Consider the following 15,055-nt stretch of genomic DNA (forward strand, 5'->3'; position numbering starts at 1 on the left):
GCATAGACGTCCTCTTCGCCATGCTCCGCGACGGCACCTTCTACCAGCCACCCACCACGGTCACGGCTTGACGAAAACCATAGGGGCACTTTTTCGGGGTGGTCGGCCGGGGCTGCATGCCGGGCTCCGGCCGCGTGCTGGTGGGCCCGGCAGGTGGTGGAGTCGGCGTTCACCGCCCACGAGCCGTCCGCGTCCGGGGCGGTGGCATCGGCGCCGGCCTGCGATGCTCGCAGGATCTTCGACCAGGTGCGTCGGCCGACCAGCGGCGGTGGCGTTCGTAGACGGTCTGCCAGGATCCGTAGCGTTCGGGCAGGTCACGCCATGGAATCCCTCCGCGTCCGGTAGAGCACACCGTTGACCAGGGTGCGGTGGTCGGCCCACCGCCCACCCGGCCCGCCAGTCTCCGGCAGCAGCGGAGCAATGCGCTCCCACTGAGCATTCGTCAGTTCATGCCGACGCACCATGACCGGCTCATGCCCGAAACGGCAGCAGATCCACCACCCCGGGCAAGAGCCATCAGCCATTGCCTAGCGGTGCTTGGCGCTGAGCGTGTTTTGTGCTTGTTGCTGGTGATGTTGGGCGTGCTAGAGATGGGCGTGGGATGCAGCAGGGTCGGTGTCGGTGAGGTGGTGGTGCGCCTGGAGGAGATGGGCTGCTGCCTGGCTGGCGTGCTGGGCGGCCTGGGTGAGGGGGGGCGGGGTTCTCCAGGGCGGTGCGCTCAAGCCTGTGGGAGAGGAGAGGCAGACGGTCGGGGGAGAGATCGATGTGGGCCTGGTAGCCGGTTAGCAGGCGGGTGAGGGAGGTGGGTGGGTCCTGGCCGGTGGGGGCGCGGCGGAGGGCGTCGGTCTCTGCTTCGGCGAGGAGGATGCCAGGAGGGGGAGAGGGTCGCGCGGAGCGGGACCCCGTGCGCGGCGGCGCGGGTCGAGTCCAAGGGCTGCTTCGAGTGCTTCCAAGGCGCGGTAGAGGGCCTGCGCGTTGGCGGGCTTGGGTGCGATCGCGCGGGCCATCTGGGTTCCAGTGTTCGTGACGGGTCAGGTTTTGGCCGTGGTGGTACGGCGCCGGCGGCGGGCGGGGACACCGGTGACCGGAGAGTCGCACGCGGTCCGCTTCTCCGCGCCGGCCGCGAAGGTCCTCGACACCTTGCCCGAGGACACCGTGTGGGACGTCCTTGACGCCGCCGCGGCCGACCCATGGGGCTTCCGGCAGTGGAACGCCGACGCCCCCCGGCGGTGTCGCTACCGGCGGCTGTGGGTGAGCAGGTACAGGAAGTACGGTGTGCCGATCACGGCAGTCATGAGGCCGGCCCCGAGCTGGGCCGGTGCGATCACGGTTCGGGCGCCGAGGAGCACAGCGACCGGGACGACGCGGGCGGGCTGCCGTCCCACGATGGCACGGGCCGCGTGCGGTGCCACGAGACCGACGAAGCCGATGGTGCTGGCGGCGGCGACGGCAGCGGCGCTCAGCAGGACGCTGAGGGTGAGGAAGCCGGGGCGCCCGTCCCAGGCTCAGACCGCGTTTGAGATCTCGATCTAGCTGGTCGGTGACTGATCCGGTCGGGCTCGGAAATCCGGTTGTGCCGTGGTGCAGGATGAGGGACGTGGTCACCAAGGAACGCGCCGTGGAGCTGGTCGAGGCCCTGCTGTCGAGACAGCGGCAGGAGTCACTATGGAGGGCGTGGATGCCCGAGGTGGCTGTCGTCGACGTGGAGGAGCATGCCTTTGGGTGGCTGGTCTTCTTGCAGTCGGTGGAGTACATCCGCAGCCGCGACATCGGGAAGATGCTGATAGGCGAGGGGCCGTATCTGGTGGACCGGCAGGACGGGAGCATCCACCACATCCCGGTCACTACTTTTGTGGGTGACCGCTGGGAGGAGCTCTACCTCCAGCAGGTCAAGGGCGTCCGGCCGCCGGACGAGCCTGATCCACTGATCGTGGCTGTCCAGGTACTCGTTCATTCCGACGGGATGACGGCCGCGATGCGCCACCTGCGCAAGCAGGCACCGCTGCTGGGACCTCACCAGGCGAAGGCATACGTCACGGCCATCAGGGACGGAAGGGAGCCCCCGGAGGAACTGGTCGGCCTCATACCGAAGCCGAAGCAGGAGACCTGCCCCCCGCTGCCCATCAGCACCCTGGCCGGCCCGACTCGGTAGCGGTCCGGCAGAGGCAACGAGGTCCTGGCCGCGTTGCCGGTCGGCCTCGGGTCAGTCGGCGGACCATGATGCCGATCATGGCCCAGCGGATCATCGTCTCGGAGTGGGCCGGGCTGGTCTCGTAGTCCCTGGCAAGACGGCGGTGGGCGGTGAGCCAGGAGAAGGTGCGTTCCACCGCCCACCGCTTGGGCTGGACCTGGAAGCCCCTCTGGTCAGGGGCTCTTCGGACGATCTCCAGGTCACGGCCGAAGATCTGCGCGGTCCACTCGACCAAGCGGCCGGCGAAGCCCTGGTCGGCCCAGACCTTCTTGACTCCGGGGTGGTCCAGGCGGGTCCACAGCAACGGCCGCTTCGCGCCGTCGCGGTCCTGGATGCTCGCCGCAACGACGTGGACGGCCGGGAGCAGGCCGAGGGTGTCGGTGACGATGAACCTCTTGCGGCCCTTCACCTTCTTGCCCGCGTCGAAGCCCCTGGTGGCAGCGGGGACGGTGTCGGCGGTGCGGACGGACTGCGAGTCGATCAGGCCCGCGCTCGGCTCCGTGTCGCGGCCGTCCGCCTCCCGGATACGGCCCCGCAGGGCGTCGTGGATGCGCTCAACGGTGCCGTCGTCGTGCCACCAGGCGAAGTACCAGTCCACCGTCGGCCACGGCGGGAAGTCCTTCGGCAGCTGTCGCCACGCGCACCCGGTCCGCACCACGTAGAAGATCGCGACGAGGGCACGCTGGTGGGGCGGGAGCTTGCAGGGTCGATCACCCTCACGGGTGACGATGCCCATCGATACCCACTCGACCAGGGCGTGCGACAGGTCGAGTCACCCCCACCGCTGACACCGCCTTCCGATCAGCGATCCACGCCACACACTGCGGATGGACCACCCCTGCGGCATTCCGAACCCTCCGCCAAACCGAACCCAACCCCTGACGAGACAGAGATCCCGAGGCGCCTCGCCGACCTCGACGGGGACGGTGCAATCGTGCGGCGGGACGGCGACGATGTATCGCGGAACTCCAACGGGATTTGAAGAGTGCGTCTTCGACACAACGCGGCGCGACGTATCTGCTGCCTGAACGGCATGGCTGACGCATGAGGGGCTGTGCAGACTGGATCCGGTCTGCACAGCCCCCTCGGCGTTTCCGCTTGGCAGGCAGAAGCCCTACTGCACCAGGACGGGGCTACCGCCCAGGTCCCACTGGGCCTCTGCTGCACCGTCGTCCTTGACGTCTGAAAAGACCGTGGCGTCACCAGTGATGCCACCCGGAGTGACGCCGTGAGTCCACGGAACCTGGCACTGGACGACCCCCGCCTCCACGGAGTTGAGCCTGCTCGTGAAGTCGCAGACGGCTCCCTTGACGGTGACGTCGTACTTCTCCGTCCGGAGGTGAAGATCGAAGTTGTTGAACTTGTTCCCCCCACCGTTCTTCCAGGACATCGAGGCGGTAGCCCGGATTGCCCCGGTGGCGTCGTCCCCCTCCGCACACACTCGGATGTTTACGACCGTGTTCCACCCGCTTGTCGCGAACTCCTTCTCTTGGCCGGTGGTGCACTCGTACACGTGACTGACGGCCGCCGCCGGGGTGGCCAGACCGATCACCGGCACCAGGGCCAACGCACCAATCGTTGCGGTGGAAAGCAGGCGGGACTTCATATGAGCACTCCGTACAAAATGACCGACAATCGAACAATAGCCCCTATAATTACGGCGATGTTCCATCAATGGGACCCGTCGGATCATGATCTCTCCTTGTGAATGGTTGCCTTAGGCGGCAATCCGGTTGACGCCTTACACGCGACGACGGCGGCACTCGCGGGATTGGCGGGAGCCATGACCACGGCAGCGAGAGCAGCAGTTGCCAGCGTGGCGGCCGAGCTTCAACCGGCTCAAGCAGTGGCGTGGCATCGCCACCAGGTATGACAAGACCGCCCAGCCCTACCAAGCAGCCGTCACCCTCGCATCGCTCCTGATGTGGGCGTGACACTTTGACGACAACTCCTAGTCCTGTTCGGGTTGGCGGGCGGCCTGAAGGATTTTGGTCCAGGTGCTGGCGGAGGATCCGGGCATGAGTTGGTGCAGGCGCTCGATGTGGCGGGCGGTGCGTTCGCCGGGGTGGTCGGTGAGGACCTGGCGGGCGAGGGCGAGTCGGGGGTCGTCGGTGTAGGCGGTGCCGCGGCGGGAGCCGGCGCGGTTGCCGGCGCCGGCGGGGGGTCGGGTGGAGGGGCGGTTGTCGGCGTAGTGCTGGGCGTCGGAGCGGCGCCACTTGGGGCGGCGTCGGTTCACGGGGTCGCCCCACTCGACGGGTGCGGGGAATCCCTCCGGTGGGACGGTGGCGGCCTTCGACACCCAGCTGCTGTCCCGGTGGCCGAGGAGTCGGGCGAACTCGGCGCCGGTGATGAGGTCCTGGCGGCTGTGGTCCCATGCGGCCCATTCGGCGGCGTCCCAGGTCAGGGTGCGGCCGTCGCGGTGGGCGTCGGGGTGGCCGTTGGCGGCGCGGTCGGCCCATAGGCGTTCGAGGGTGGTGCGGCTGTAGCCGTGGGCGGCGGCGAGCTCGTCGCGGCTGAGGCGGCGACCGGTGTCGTCGGTCATGGGTGGCTCCTTGCGGGCGGTGGGCCGAGGGTTAGGAGGAGGGGGTCCAGGTGCGGACGTCTCCGGCGGTGGTGATGCGGGTGATGGTGTGGATGTCGCCGACGGTGACAGCGGCGGCCCAGTCGTGGTGGTCGGGGTGGGTGTCGAGGTGCCAGAGCACGTAGGTGCCGGGCTGGCCGTCGACGGTGTCAGCGATGACCAGGGTGGTGGTGGGGTCGATGCCGTGGGTGTGTGCGGGTGCGGGGTGGAGTCGTACCTGGTCGTACGGCTGGGGGTCTACCATGGGGGTGTCCTTTCTGTGGGCCGTGAGGCTCCGCAGTGTGAAGGGGACAATCGCCCGGCGGCCTTTTGCCCATTGCGCCGCCGGGCACCTGATCTGAAGCGAGCCCCGGGGATCTGCCCTTCCCCGGGGCTTTGCTGTGTCTGCTGCGGGTGGGCCGCACGGTGGGGCGCGGCCCGGGGGGTCAGCGGTTGTCGGTGGTGTCGGTGCCGGGCTGGCGGGGGATGCGGGCGGCCCGAGCGGTGTCGTAGTCGTCGGCGGGGCTGGCGGGGCGCTGGTGGGGGAAGGCGGGGATGGCGCGGGCATTGAAGTCGTCGCGCTCCGGGGCGTGGTCGTGCTGCATGGGGTGCTCCTGTGCGGTGTGAAGGGGAGTTCGGGCAGGGGTGCCCGGTGTCGGGGCGGGTTTGCCCTCCTCGACCCGACCTTTCTATTGAACCAATTCGGTGGGGAGTTTTCCAGCGGCCGGCGGCGTGTCCCGCCGGTTTGCCGTTGGCCGGTGGGGCCCCGGGCCGGGTTGCGCGGCCCGGGGCGGGGCGGTCAGGCCTGCCGGATGTGGCGGATGTGGGCGAACCGCGCGGCGTCGACCTCGTCCTGGAAGGTGGCCTCGGCGGCGTCGGCGAGGGAGTACGCGGTGGTCGCGGGGGTGGGTGTCGGGGGCGGGGCGGGGCGGTGTGCTGGTGACAAGCAGAGTGAGGGCGCGTTCGAGGACGCGGGGGGCGTGGTGCCATCCGTCGGCCGCGTGCAGGACGGAGATGACGGCGTTCGTGAAGGCGTCCTGTGCGGGTGCGGGGGCTGCCTCCTCGCTCGAGGCGGCGGAGTGGCCCTGCAGGTACCGGGTGACGATGTTCAGCCCGCTGGTGGCGCTCGCGGCCGCCGGGTCGTGCTGCGGGTCGGTGATGCGGATGGTGGCGGCCTGGGTGAGGTCGAGGCGGTAGATGGCGGCGTCGATGGTGGTGCCCTGGAGTGTGCAGAGCGGGCTCCATGCGGCGCGGGAGTGGTTGCCGAGGTCCCACTGGGCGAGGTTGGTGAGGCGGTTCCGGTCGCGCTCCCTGGGGAGGCGCGGGACCTGTACGCCGCCGCCGAGGAACGGCTAAGGGCTGTCCCGTAGTCCCCGGCGGGCGCACGACGACAGCCACGGCACCTCGCCGCGTTGTCGGAACGCCCGGATACGCCCAGTATCAGCACGCTCCTCCGCCTTGCGATGCACCGCGTCTGACGCCGCGCGCTGATCCACCGTTGGATTACGGGACAGCCCTTAGCAAGTGAAGGCGGGATCAGGCTCGGTGGCGGGCAACCGCCCGCCATCGACGAGGCGCCGGGGCGGGAGCGGACCCTGGAAGCCGAGTTCGCCGCCACCGTGCGCGAGGTCGCCGCGGGCAGAGACGACATCAAGGTCGTCTCCATCAACGGCTTCGTCGCGGAACTTCGATTCGGTCCCGGTCCGGGCGCAGCTACGGCCAGGCGCACGCGTACTACGACGTTGAGACGGGCCGCGTGCGGGCCGGGGACATGTACGAGGGTACGGCCAGGCTCCGGGAGTTCGTTCGCGAGCTGGAGGAACGTCTTGCCGAGGTGTGGCCTGTCGGAGCCTGACCGGGCCCGTACAGGTCCGGGGCGCGGGTAGGGGTGTCACGCTTTCCGGTGGTTCGGCGCGGATCGGTCACGCCCGGCCCGTCGATCGGTCACGGGTTTTGCTGGGCAAGCCCTCGGCACGGAGGGCTTGCCCAGCGTCCGGGCCGCAGGGCGGGACAGGTCCCGGTCCTGGGGGCCCGGCCTTGGTCAGGCGACGGAAATCCGTCTGCCACGCCGCACCACCGCTGAGCCGCACCCGGTTGTTCCCCAAACCCGTACTCCCCCCGAGCTGCACAACAGATCCCCAAACGGTCGGGCAGGCCGCCGACCAGGCGCAAGAGACCGGCCAGCCAAGAGCGCCGTACGGCCGACCTCCCGCCGGACGGTGACCGGGGGCTTGACTTCAACGACTAGCGGCCCGGCATCCACACCTCGAGGCGTCGCGGGGGCCTGCGACATGCGGCACCTCACGTTCACGGACGTCACCGGCCTGCACGGCCTGACCGCCTTCGCCCACCGCCTTGGCACCCGCGGCATCGCCTTCTTCGCCTACAACCGGCAGCCCCAGCCCCCGTCCCCCATGAACCTCATCGACGGCTTTTAACCGCCCGCCGACCGCAACGGCGGTCCAGCCGACTGCTGCGCCGCTCTTTGCAGGGCTCCGTCACGGATCTGCCAGTGGGTGAGGCCCTGGCCGAGGCGAACTCCTGCACTGTGGCGCAACCATGATTATGCGTCACGGAGTTTGTGTTCCTCTGGCACGGCATCGGGCCTGCTTCGCGGGCACATGAGTGGCGGCGGCGGGGGTGGCTGCTGCCCGATGCGTAGGCATCAGCTAGTGTGCGCGCTGACCAGGCAGTAAGCACGAAGTGAGATGTGATGGAGAAGGACCGGTCGCAGTCCCGTACGTGCTGCGAGGCTTCTGACGGGGCCGGAACGGGCGATTTTCGAGTTCCTCGGACCCCTGGTGATCCGGCTGTGGCGAGTGGGTGAGGTGAGGCCACCGACGCGCCCCGCAGCGACTTCCGGCCCGGCCGCACTCCCGAAGATCATTAACGTCGACGTCGGGCGCAGACCGATGGGACGCGCAGCATGCAGGGAGGGTCACCGATGGAACTGCGGGACATCGAGATCTTCCTGACTCTGGCGGAGGAGCTGCATTTCGCCCGCGCGGCTGCTCGACTGCAGGTGTCCCAGGCGCGGGTGAGCCAGGCGATCGCACAGCAGGAGCGGCGGCTCGGAGGCATGCTCTTCGATCGCGCGAACCGTCGGCAGGTGCGGTTGACGCCGTTGGGACGCCAGCTGCGAGACGATCTGCGGCCGTTGTACACAGGTCTTTGCGCCAGCCTGGAGCGCGCCCGGATGACCGCCCGCGGGGTGGCGGGGGTCCTGCGGGTGGGCATGCTGCCCTTCAACCTTGTCGAACTCCACCACTACTGGCGGACATTCCGCACTCGCCATCCCCAGTGGGAACTGCAGATTCGCCGGGCTCCCTACGTCGACCCATTTGCCTGCCTCCGCGACGGCACGCTGGATGTCATGGTCGGGTGGCTGCCCGTCGAGGAGCCGGACCTCACCGCCGGACCCGTGCTCTTCACCGACCCCCGACTGCTCGCCGTGTCCAAGGAAGACGCGCTGACCTCACGATCGTCGGTGACCTTGGAGACCCTTGCAGACCGCCCCCATGCGATGGCATCTCTGATGCCGGACTACTGGGAGGACAGGTACCTGCCGTTTCAAACACCACGAGGCCGTGCGATCGAACGCCGCGAAAGCATCACCAACAGCGACGACCTGATCCACCTGGTCGGCACCGGCGAGATCGTTCACTCCTTCCCGGCCCATGTCACCCGGCACTGGGCCCTGACGCACATAGCCTGGCTGCCCATCCGGGACATGCGGCCACTGTCCTACGCCTTGCTGTGGCGTACCGAATCCGGAAACGAACCCATCCACGCCCTCGCCGAAGTCGTACGGGACCTCGGCCCGCAGGAATTCGGGTACTGACCGGAAACGTCGGAGTACCGGGACAGTCGCGTCCCCGTCGGTGCCGGGCCGGCCTGCCTGTACGTCACGGGCCCGTGGGCGGTGAGCTGTGACGTACAGGGGCGTGGCCGGACAGGGCTGAGAAGCCGCCGGCCCTCTCGGTGGATGCGGCCTCTGCGCTGCTACCTCGACCTACCCGCCTTCCTTTACGGCGCGCTTTCGCCATGAACAGGCGCGTACCCGGAGTATGTCGACTACGCCCCGACCGGCTTGATCGCGTGGAGGATCCGCATGCCCCGGGGGCCCGCGGCGGCGTGGCGGACCTGCAGGCCGGCGCGCCGGGTTTCGCCGCTCAGCCAGTCCGAGGCCAGCCGCAGTTTGGGGTAGCTGCCGACCTGGAGACGCCACTGGCCATCCGAGCGGGTGTGGAGCAGGTCGTGGACCATGACCGTGTCGTCGTCGACGTACTCCAGGAAGCAGGTCAGCAGCTGGTCCTCGGTGGAGCGGACGGGGAAGAACCGGTCATCGCCGCGGAGGTCCCCTGTGAGGTCCCGGAAGGTCACCACGAGGTGACCACCGGGGCGTAGGGCGCACGCCGCGCTGTCCAGGAGAGAGCGGACGTCGTCACGGCTGGTCAGGTGGGTCAAGGTGTCGCCCATGCACACGATCGCGGCCATCGTGCCTGATCCGGCCACGTGCGGTAGGGCCTCCAGGAGGTCCGCGTGCACGGTGCGTACGGCGCCCGCGACGCCGGCGGTCTCGGCATGTGCGGCGAGTTCGTCGAGCAGGGTTCGGCTGAGGTCCACGGCGGTGACGGGGGAGAAGCCCAGGTGTGCCAGAGCCAGGGTCTGCGGGCCGGGCCCGGACCCGAGGTCGATGGCCACGTCCTCGTCCGCCTCGGGCCGTACTCCCAGCCCTCGAAGGAGTTCGGCCTGGTCGCGGGCGAAGGCGTGGATGTCGCTGCCGAGCATCCAGGTGTAGTGCGCGGCGAGCAGCCGATCGTAGTGCTCAGGGGCGGTGGTCACGGGGGATGGAGTCCTTTGGTCGGTGGGGCCGCCGGTGGCGCGCGGCAAGTGCGGCGACTCGGTGGAAGGAGCTACAGGGAATCCAGGTTCACGGCGTCGGCCATCGCCCGGTAGCCGGCGTCGTTGGGGTGGAGTCCGTCCTTGCTGGCGTAGGCGGGGAGCAGCTGTTGGGGGTTGAGCGGATCGGCGAGGACGCGGTCGAAGTCCACGACGGCTTCGTACGCGCCGCTGGTGCGGATCCACTGGTTGAGTGCGGCGCGGGTCGCGGCAGGGGTTCCGCTCTCCAGGCCCTTGCCGGGCGGAAGCGTCGCGCCGATGACGGTGATCCCCTGGGCGTGGGCGGCGCGGATCAGCGCGCGGTGGCCCTCGATCAACTCGGCAGCCGTCACGCGCTGGCTGGTGGTGGTACAGGCGTTCGCGGCGGTTTCGCCCATGAGGATGTCGTTGGTTCCCTCCAGCACGATCACAGTGCCCACTCGGGTCTGGTCGAGTACATCGTGCCGGAATCGGGTCGTGGCCTTCTCGCCGAAGCACGCTGAGTCGCTCAGCACGCGGTTGCCGCCGATGCCGGCGTTGAGGACCGGGCGCTGACGTCCTTCGGCCGACAGGCGGCGGGAGAGCTGGTCGGGGTAGCGGTTGTCGGCGCCGGGTGTCGAGGCTGCGCCGTCGGTGAGGGAGTCGCCGAAGGCGACGATGGCGTCCCGCCTACCTCCCGCCGGTTTCGCGGCGACATCGACGCCTTCGAGGAAGTACCAGGAAGAGCTTTCCTGGGCGAACGCGTCCGCGCTCATGTCTGCGCGGTGGTCGCCGTCGGCCCGATAGGCGGTCTCCATCGCCACGTTGTGGAAGGTGGCAGGGCCTGAGGGACCGTTGAAGAACAGGGTGATGCTGAGCCGGTCACCCGTCTTCACCGGCAGCAGTACCGGGTCGCTGGCCGGTCTCGCCTCTGGTCGGATCGAGGGGGAGGCGGATCCGTTGAAGGTCAGCGTGCGGAGGGTCCCGGGGCGGACAGCGGCACCCTCGGCAGATATGCCGACCGTGGCACCGGTCAGTCGCAGCGGGGTCGTTCCGAAGGCGTGCGAGAGGCGTACGCGCAGGGCGGAACCGTCGGTGCCCACTCTCACGGTCTGACGTACGGATTGGTGGTGAAAGCCCGCGTCGGCCCAGGTCGGGTACCAGCTCTGGGAGGGACGTTGGACGGCCGTGCTCCAGCCGGCGATCCACTGGTGTGCTCGCGGGGAGGCGGTGGCGGTGTGTGCGGAGGCTGGGGCGGCGATCAGGAGAGTGGCCAAGGTGGCGGCAGCCAGAGGCAGGCGGGGGAAGGCACGCATCGTGTGCTCTTTCGTATGTGGTTGACAGGTGAGGACGGGCTACGGCACAGCGGTGGGCCGGTGGTTCGTGGCGCGGTTCGGGCAGCCGCGTGTTCGACGGGGGCAGACTCCGTGTTCGACGTCTCGTATCGGCTCGGGCCTGCGCCGTGTCGCGCGGGTATCAGGCAGTGAGGCCCAGGGCGAGGGTGGCCGTGACCGGAGCCAGGTAGAGCAGCGGGAAGGCGACGGTCTTGTACGAACGGGCCCTCAGCATGGTGATGACAGCGCCGAGGAAGTAGAGGACCAGGCCGGTCCCGGCCAGCAACCCGACCACCGGTACGACCAACCCGATCAGCAGGCCGGCCGCGCCGGCGAACTTGGCCAGGGCTAGCGGCGTCCACCAGGGTCGGGGCACCTCGTACTGGACGAGGGGCTCCACGACGAATTGGGCTCTGCGCATCAGGGAAAAGCCGGAGAAGCCGACCCAGACAGCGGTCAGAATGGTGACGACGACGGTGATGGACATGCGGAAACTCCAAGGTTCGCGAGGCGCGTAAAGGGGTGTGAGGTTTCAGGCCGAGACCGGGGTGTTCCACCGGTCGAGAGCCGCGTAGGCGGGCTGCCAGTACTGTTCGTACGCGCCCCGTGCGGGTGTGGGCAGGGTCGAGAGCAGCGCCGTGGTCGTCCGCGGGCCGGCTCCACCGAGAAGCCAGGGGAGCATTTCCGCAGCGTCCCTTTCGATCCGCGCGGCGTGCACTCGGTCGAAGCGAATCCACTGGTCCGGCGTGAGGAACGCCTTGGCCAAGGGGCGGGCGGCATCCTCCTCGTGGAGGAGGGGCCCGGCCAGGGCCCGTCACAAGGGAGTCCGGGCTGCGGCCGCCATCTCCTCGACAGCGCGCACGAGCGGATTGAGGGCGGCGTGCTCGGCTTCCAACGACTCCAGCAGGGCCAGCTCGCTGGACCGGCCCGCGAGGGCATCGCGAACGCCTCGTCCTCAGCCGAATGGTGAGCCCGTAGGGCCTTCTTCAGCAGGGCCCAGCCCGCCGACCGGGTAGGGCAGTTGCAAGGACCGGGGCCGAGCCGACCGGCGGCCTGCGCGAGATACCGCAGTTCGCGCCGGAGCGCCTCGTGCATCGCATACATCGCCGTCGGGTCGAGGGTGCCCGAGTCGTTCATCGTTCCCCTCCTGGATCGTTCGGCCGGGGCGACTGCCGGCAGTTCCCAGGCTCACGCACCCGGTCATCCCCATCAAGATCGGATCGCTTATAGTCCCGATCACCTCCGGGTTATCTCGCACCGGCCGGGAGAGACGAACGGGGGGCCGACACGGTGGAAATACGGGACATCGAGATCTTCCTGACCTAGACCGAGGAAATGCACTTCGGCCGGACTGCGGTCCGGCTGCATGTGTCCCAGGCCAGGGTCAGCCAGGCCATCAAGGAACAGGAACGCAGCATCGGCGGTGTCTTGTTCGATCGCTCCACCCGCCGCAACATTTGCCTGACCCCTTTGGGGGAGCAACTGCGGGACGACCTGCGGCCGGTCTACGCCGGTCTGCTTCACAGCCTGCAGAGAGCCAGGATGGCCGCCCGGGGCGTCACCGCTGTGCTGCGCATCGGCATGGTGAACACCAACGACCACGATCTCAAGCCGTTCTGGAGCCTTCCGCTCTCGCCACCGCCACTGCGAACTTCGGCTGCGCCACAGCGCCTCCCAGGACCCCTTCGGACCACTACGCCGAGGGGATCTGGATGTGCTGATCGCCTGGCTGCCGATAGACGAGGCCGACCTCACCACCGGCCCCGTGCTGTTTTCCGAACTACAGGTGCTCGGCGTGAGCGTTCACCATCCCCTGGCCCGGAAGGACTCGGCGTCGCTGGAGCACCTCGCCGACTTCGGGGTGTTGTCACCGGCGATGCCCGTGCCCGCTTCCTGGGAGAACGCCTTCCATCCGTTCTTTACTCCGGCGGGCCGTGAGGTCCCACGCCTGGAGGTGGCGGCGAACTGGGAGGAGAACATAGCCATCGTGGCCGACGGCGGACTGGTGACGCTCACCGGGGCACACGCCACCCGCTACAACGCCCGACCCGACATCGTCTACCTTCCCTTTGATGAGGAGCGGTCCCTACGGGGGGGCCTGGTATGGCGTACCGAAACGGAGAATGACCTCATCCGAGGTCTCGTACAAGCGGCGCGGAGTCTGGGTACGGCGCGTCTGTGAGAGCTGTCAGCCGGAGTCGGTCGTTTGGTCGCCGAGCTGGCGGGTGGTGCAGGGTGTCGGTCTTCCCCTGGCTGCAGGATGAGGCCGTACATCGTGAGCCGTGCCGGGCATTCTCCCTTTGTCTCCCTCGCACGGGGGAGGTACTCGTTCCTGGGGATGAAGACCCAGCGCGGGTGCCGGCGTGATCATGAGCGCATGACGAGCTCTCCTGACTTGAGCCAGGTGCCCGGCGCATGAACGCGAAGGCGATAAAAGCCGCTCGGCGGTGGCGGCCGGAGCGCCGCCCGGCCGCGGTAGCCCTTACCTGGGCGTGGTTCGCGTACCTGTCCGTTCTCGTCCAACTGGTATACGTGGTGGAGAAGGGCTACTACGCGACGCAAGGACGCCTGGGCATTCCCGGTGGGCCACTGGTGAGCGTCTCGCAGTACGCCGAGACGTCGGATGTCGCGCTCACCCAGTGGACGCTGGCCCTACTTGGTCTGCTCTCCGCCATCATCGCGCTCGCCGCTGTACGGCCGTGGGGCGGCCTGGTACCGCGCCCGCTGCTACTCCTCGGGCTGTGGGCGACGGGCGCACTGGCGGCGGTCAGTCAGATCCACGTTGCCTGGGAAGTCCTCTTCCCTTCCGGTCCCGGTGGGTGGTCGCCGTGGGCCGCAGTTCAGGGCGTCGCCGCCCTCTGCCTCTGGCTGGCCATGGCCTGGATCTACACTCGCCGCCTGGGGCTGGACACCACTGCCGTGGCGAACACGGGGCGGGACGCGAAATGAAGGGAGTGGTGGACGCGCGGCCTGCGATGCGCCGCACCCTGTCAGTACGGCGATGGGCCGCCTACGCGACGTGTGTCTGGACCCTCGCCGGCTACGGGACGCTCAAACTCTACTGGGCGCTGGGCGGCACGGCGCTCACCTCCAGTGCTCCTTTGCCGCGGTCGGCCCGTGAGGAACTTGTCGCGCAAACCCCCGGCGCGCTCGCCGGCCACTGGATCTCGGTTGGCCTGGTCGTCGTGGGCGCGTTGGCGGCGCTCGCCACAGTGCGGCCCTGGGGACATGTGCTGCCACGTCGGCTCTTGACCGTGCCGATGTGGATCATCGGATGCCTCATGGTGTTGCGGGCGTGTGGCGTGCTGGGCTTTGGCTTCATCGGTGACGTCATGGTGTTGACGGACAGCGTTCACGTGGGTCCGTCCGACGTGGAGATCGCGCGCTATCTGTCCCGTGTGGACCTGCTGCTCTGGTCCCCCTATTTTCTGGTGTGGGGTCTGCTGTGGGGTGCGACCGCATGGGCTGCCCCGGTGCGCCAGCCCCGTATTCGCCCGTAAGGCCGGGCCGGGCGTTCAGCAGGCCGGAGAGCGGAGCCGGCAGGACCGGACAGGACCGATCCACGTCATGACAGGGCTTGCCTACTACCCCAGCGCACCCTCACTGGCCTCCGGCCTGGACCGCATGGGGCTGGCATACACAAGTGCCAGTGATGACCGCCAAGGCCCCTGCACGATGTGGACGGTCAAAGGCCAGGACCCCAACGGAAACTGGCTGCAAGAAAGCGCCATCGGCACGTGGGAAACCAGGAAAGCGCCCGTGGTGCACTTCAACGGCCAGACCGTGTGGCTCGCACAAACCGGCACGAACGGGTGGGCGACACCGCAATGGCGTGCCAATGTCACCGATATCTGGCCCGGCCGATGGACAGGCCCCGCCGCCATCGCGAGCAGCCTCATCCCCTTCTCCGTCGCCGCTGTCCTCGACGCGCCGGCCCTCGCGACGTACAACCAGCGCATGTACGCGATCCATCACCACTGACGCTCACAGCGACTCCCCAGGGGTGCCACCCGGCGGCGTGGGGCGAACCACCTACTGACCGGAGCAGCAGTGCGGGGGGGGCCCCCCCCCCGCGGGGGGGCCGCCCCGGCGGGGGCAAGCGGAGGCGCG

General features: G+C 68.9%; 17 protein-coding genes and 4 pseudogenes. 9 read left to right on the forward strand and 12 right to left on the reverse strand.

Features of this window, described 5'->3' with window-relative positions; genetic code table 11:
* Positions 1-107: 107 nt before the first annotated feature.
* Positions 108-461: pseudogene (locus AB0F82_RS37865) on the reverse strand (IS5 family transposase); the annotation flags it as partial.
* A 774-nt stretch (positions 462-1,235) separates the two neighbouring features.
* Positions 1,236-1,496 (reverse strand): annotated as a pseudogene (locus AB0F82_RS37870) (iron chelate uptake ABC transporter family permease subunit); the annotation flags it as partial.
* A gap of 101 nt (positions 1,497-1,597) precedes the next feature.
* Here AB0F82_RS37870 and AB0F82_RS37875 point away from each other — a divergent pair.
* Complete coding sequence (locus AB0F82_RS37875) at positions 1,598-2,152, forward strand: YrhB domain-containing protein (protein WP_362636178.1); 555 nt, start codon at positions 1,598-1,600, stop codon at positions 2,150-2,152.
* Here the strand turns inward: AB0F82_RS37875 and AB0F82_RS37880 are convergent.
* Together AB0F82_RS37880 and AB0F82_RS37885 are read right to left on the reverse strand one after the other, a co-directional pair.
* Complete coding sequence (locus AB0F82_RS37880) at positions 2,124-2,927, reverse strand: IS5 family transposase (RefSeq protein ID WP_362636180.1); 804 nt, start codon at positions 2,925-2,927, stop codon at positions 2,124-2,126. The two genes, AB0F82_RS37875 and AB0F82_RS37880, sit on opposite strands and share 29 nt — an antisense overlap.
* Positions 2,928-3,305: 378 nt before the next feature.
* Entirely contained in the window at positions 3,306-3,797 is a 492-nt protein-coding gene (locus AB0F82_RS37885) for a hypothetical protein (protein WP_362636183.1), read from the reverse strand.
* Between the two features lie 223 nt (positions 3,798-4,020).
* On the opposite strand from AB0F82_RS37885, the pseudogene AB0F82_RS37890 reads away from it, so the two are divergent.
* A pseudogene (locus AB0F82_RS37890) lies at positions 4,021-4,125 on the forward strand (IS5/IS1182 family transposase); the annotation flags it as partial.
* A gap of 17 nt (positions 4,126-4,142) precedes the next feature.
* On the opposite strand, the gene AB0F82_RS37895 reads toward AB0F82_RS37890, so the two are convergent.
* The 4 genes from AB0F82_RS37895 to AB0F82_RS37910 all read right to left on the reverse strand — a co-directional run bounded on the left by AB0F82_RS37895 (position 4,143) and on the right by AB0F82_RS37910 (position 5,697).
* The gene (locus AB0F82_RS37895; protein WP_362636185.1) at positions 4,143-4,733 is read right to left on the reverse strand and encodes a hypothetical protein; all 591 of its coding nucleotides are present in this window, start codon (positions 4,731-4,733) and stop codon (positions 4,143-4,145) included.
* Positions 4,734-4,764: 31 nt separating this feature from the next.
* Positions 4,765-5,016, reverse strand: coding sequence for a DUF6211 family protein (locus AB0F82_RS37900; protein WP_362636188.1), 252 nt, complete (start codon positions 5,014-5,016; stop codon positions 4,765-4,767).
* Between the two features lie 181 nt (positions 5,017-5,197).
* Positions 5,198-5,356, reverse strand: coding sequence for a hypothetical protein (locus AB0F82_RS37905; protein WP_362636190.1), 159 nt, complete (start codon positions 5,354-5,356; stop codon positions 5,198-5,200).
* A 194-nt stretch (positions 5,357-5,550) separates the two neighbouring features.
* Positions 5,551-5,697: a hypothetical protein gene (locus tag AB0F82_RS37910; RefSeq protein ID WP_362636193.1), complete on the reverse strand. Its 147-nt coding sequence runs from the start codon at positions 5,695-5,697 to the stop codon at positions 5,551-5,553.
* 1,345 nt (positions 5,698-7,042) lie between these two features.
* Between AB0F82_RS37910 and AB0F82_RS37915 the strand changes: the two genes are divergently transcribed.
* A complete protein-coding gene (locus AB0F82_RS37915; RefSeq protein ID WP_362636196.1) occupies positions 7,043-7,189 on the forward strand; it encodes a hypothetical protein in 147 nt (48 codons plus the stop codon).
* A gap of 506 nt (positions 7,190-7,695) precedes the next feature.
* On the forward strand, positions 7,696-8,592 hold the full coding sequence (locus tag AB0F82_RS37920; RefSeq protein ID WP_362636199.1) for a LysR family transcriptional regulator: 897 nt from the start codon (positions 7,696-7,698) through the stop codon (positions 8,590-8,592).
* Positions 8,593-8,825: 233 nt separating this feature from the next.
* Here the strand turns inward: AB0F82_RS37920 and AB0F82_RS37925 are convergent, their stop codons facing one another.
* The 4 genes from AB0F82_RS37925 to AB0F82_RS37940 form a co-directional block, all read right to left on the reverse strand.
* Entirely contained in the window at positions 8,826-9,596 is a 771-nt protein-coding gene (locus tag AB0F82_RS37925) for a class I SAM-dependent methyltransferase (RefSeq protein ID WP_362636202.1), read from the reverse strand.
* 71 nt (positions 9,597-9,667) lie between these two features.
* Complete coding sequence (locus AB0F82_RS37930) at positions 9,668-10,927, reverse strand: SGNH/GDSL hydrolase family protein (protein ID WP_362636205.1); 1,260 nt, start codon at positions 10,925-10,927, stop codon at positions 9,668-9,670.
* A gap of 160 nt (positions 10,928-11,087) precedes the next feature.
* Positions 11,088-11,432, reverse strand: coding sequence for a DoxX family protein (locus AB0F82_RS37935; RefSeq protein WP_362636207.1), 345 nt, complete (start codon positions 11,430-11,432; stop codon positions 11,088-11,090).
* Between the two features lie 45 nt (positions 11,433-11,477).
* Positions 11,478-11,627, reverse strand: coding sequence for a hypothetical protein (locus tag AB0F82_RS37940; RefSeq protein WP_362636210.1), 150 nt, complete (start codon positions 11,625-11,627; stop codon positions 11,478-11,480).
* A gap of 653 nt (positions 11,628-12,280) precedes the next feature.
* On the opposite strand from AB0F82_RS37940, the pseudogene AB0F82_RS37945 reads away from it, so the two are divergent.
* From AB0F82_RS37945 to AB0F82_RS37965, 5 genes and pseudogenes are all read left to right on the forward strand, one after another.
* Positions 12,281-12,364, forward strand: a pseudogene (locus tag AB0F82_RS37945) (hypothetical protein); the annotation flags it as partial.
* A gap of 238 nt (positions 12,365-12,602) precedes the next feature.
* Positions 12,603-13,127 (forward strand): LysR substrate-binding domain-containing protein, encoded by a 525-nt coding sequence (locus AB0F82_RS37950; protein ID WP_362636221.1) that lies wholly within the window; start codon positions 12,603-12,605, stop codon positions 13,125-13,127.
* Between the two features lie 233 nt (positions 13,128-13,360).
* Complete coding sequence (locus tag AB0F82_RS37955; protein ID WP_362636213.1) at positions 13,361-13,894, forward strand: hypothetical protein; 534 nt, start codon at positions 13,361-13,363, stop codon at positions 13,892-13,894.
* Entirely contained in the window at positions 13,891-14,445 is a 555-nt protein-coding gene (locus tag AB0F82_RS37960; protein WP_362636216.1) for a DUF3995 domain-containing protein, read from the forward strand. Before AB0F82_RS37955 ends, AB0F82_RS37960 begins: the two co-directional genes overlap by 4 nt.
* 67 nt (positions 14,446-14,512) lie before the next feature.
* Positions 14,513-14,926 (forward strand): hypothetical protein, encoded by a 414-nt coding sequence (locus AB0F82_RS37965; RefSeq protein WP_362636219.1) that lies wholly within the window; start codon positions 14,513-14,515, stop codon positions 14,924-14,926.
* Positions 14,927-15,055: the final 129 nt, after the last annotated feature.

It is taken from the genome of Streptomyces virginiae (assembly GCF_040638905.1).
In the GTDB taxonomy this organism is placed as follows: Bacteria; Actinomycetota; Actinomycetes; order Streptomycetales; family Streptomycetaceae; genus Streptomyces; species Streptomyces virginiae_B.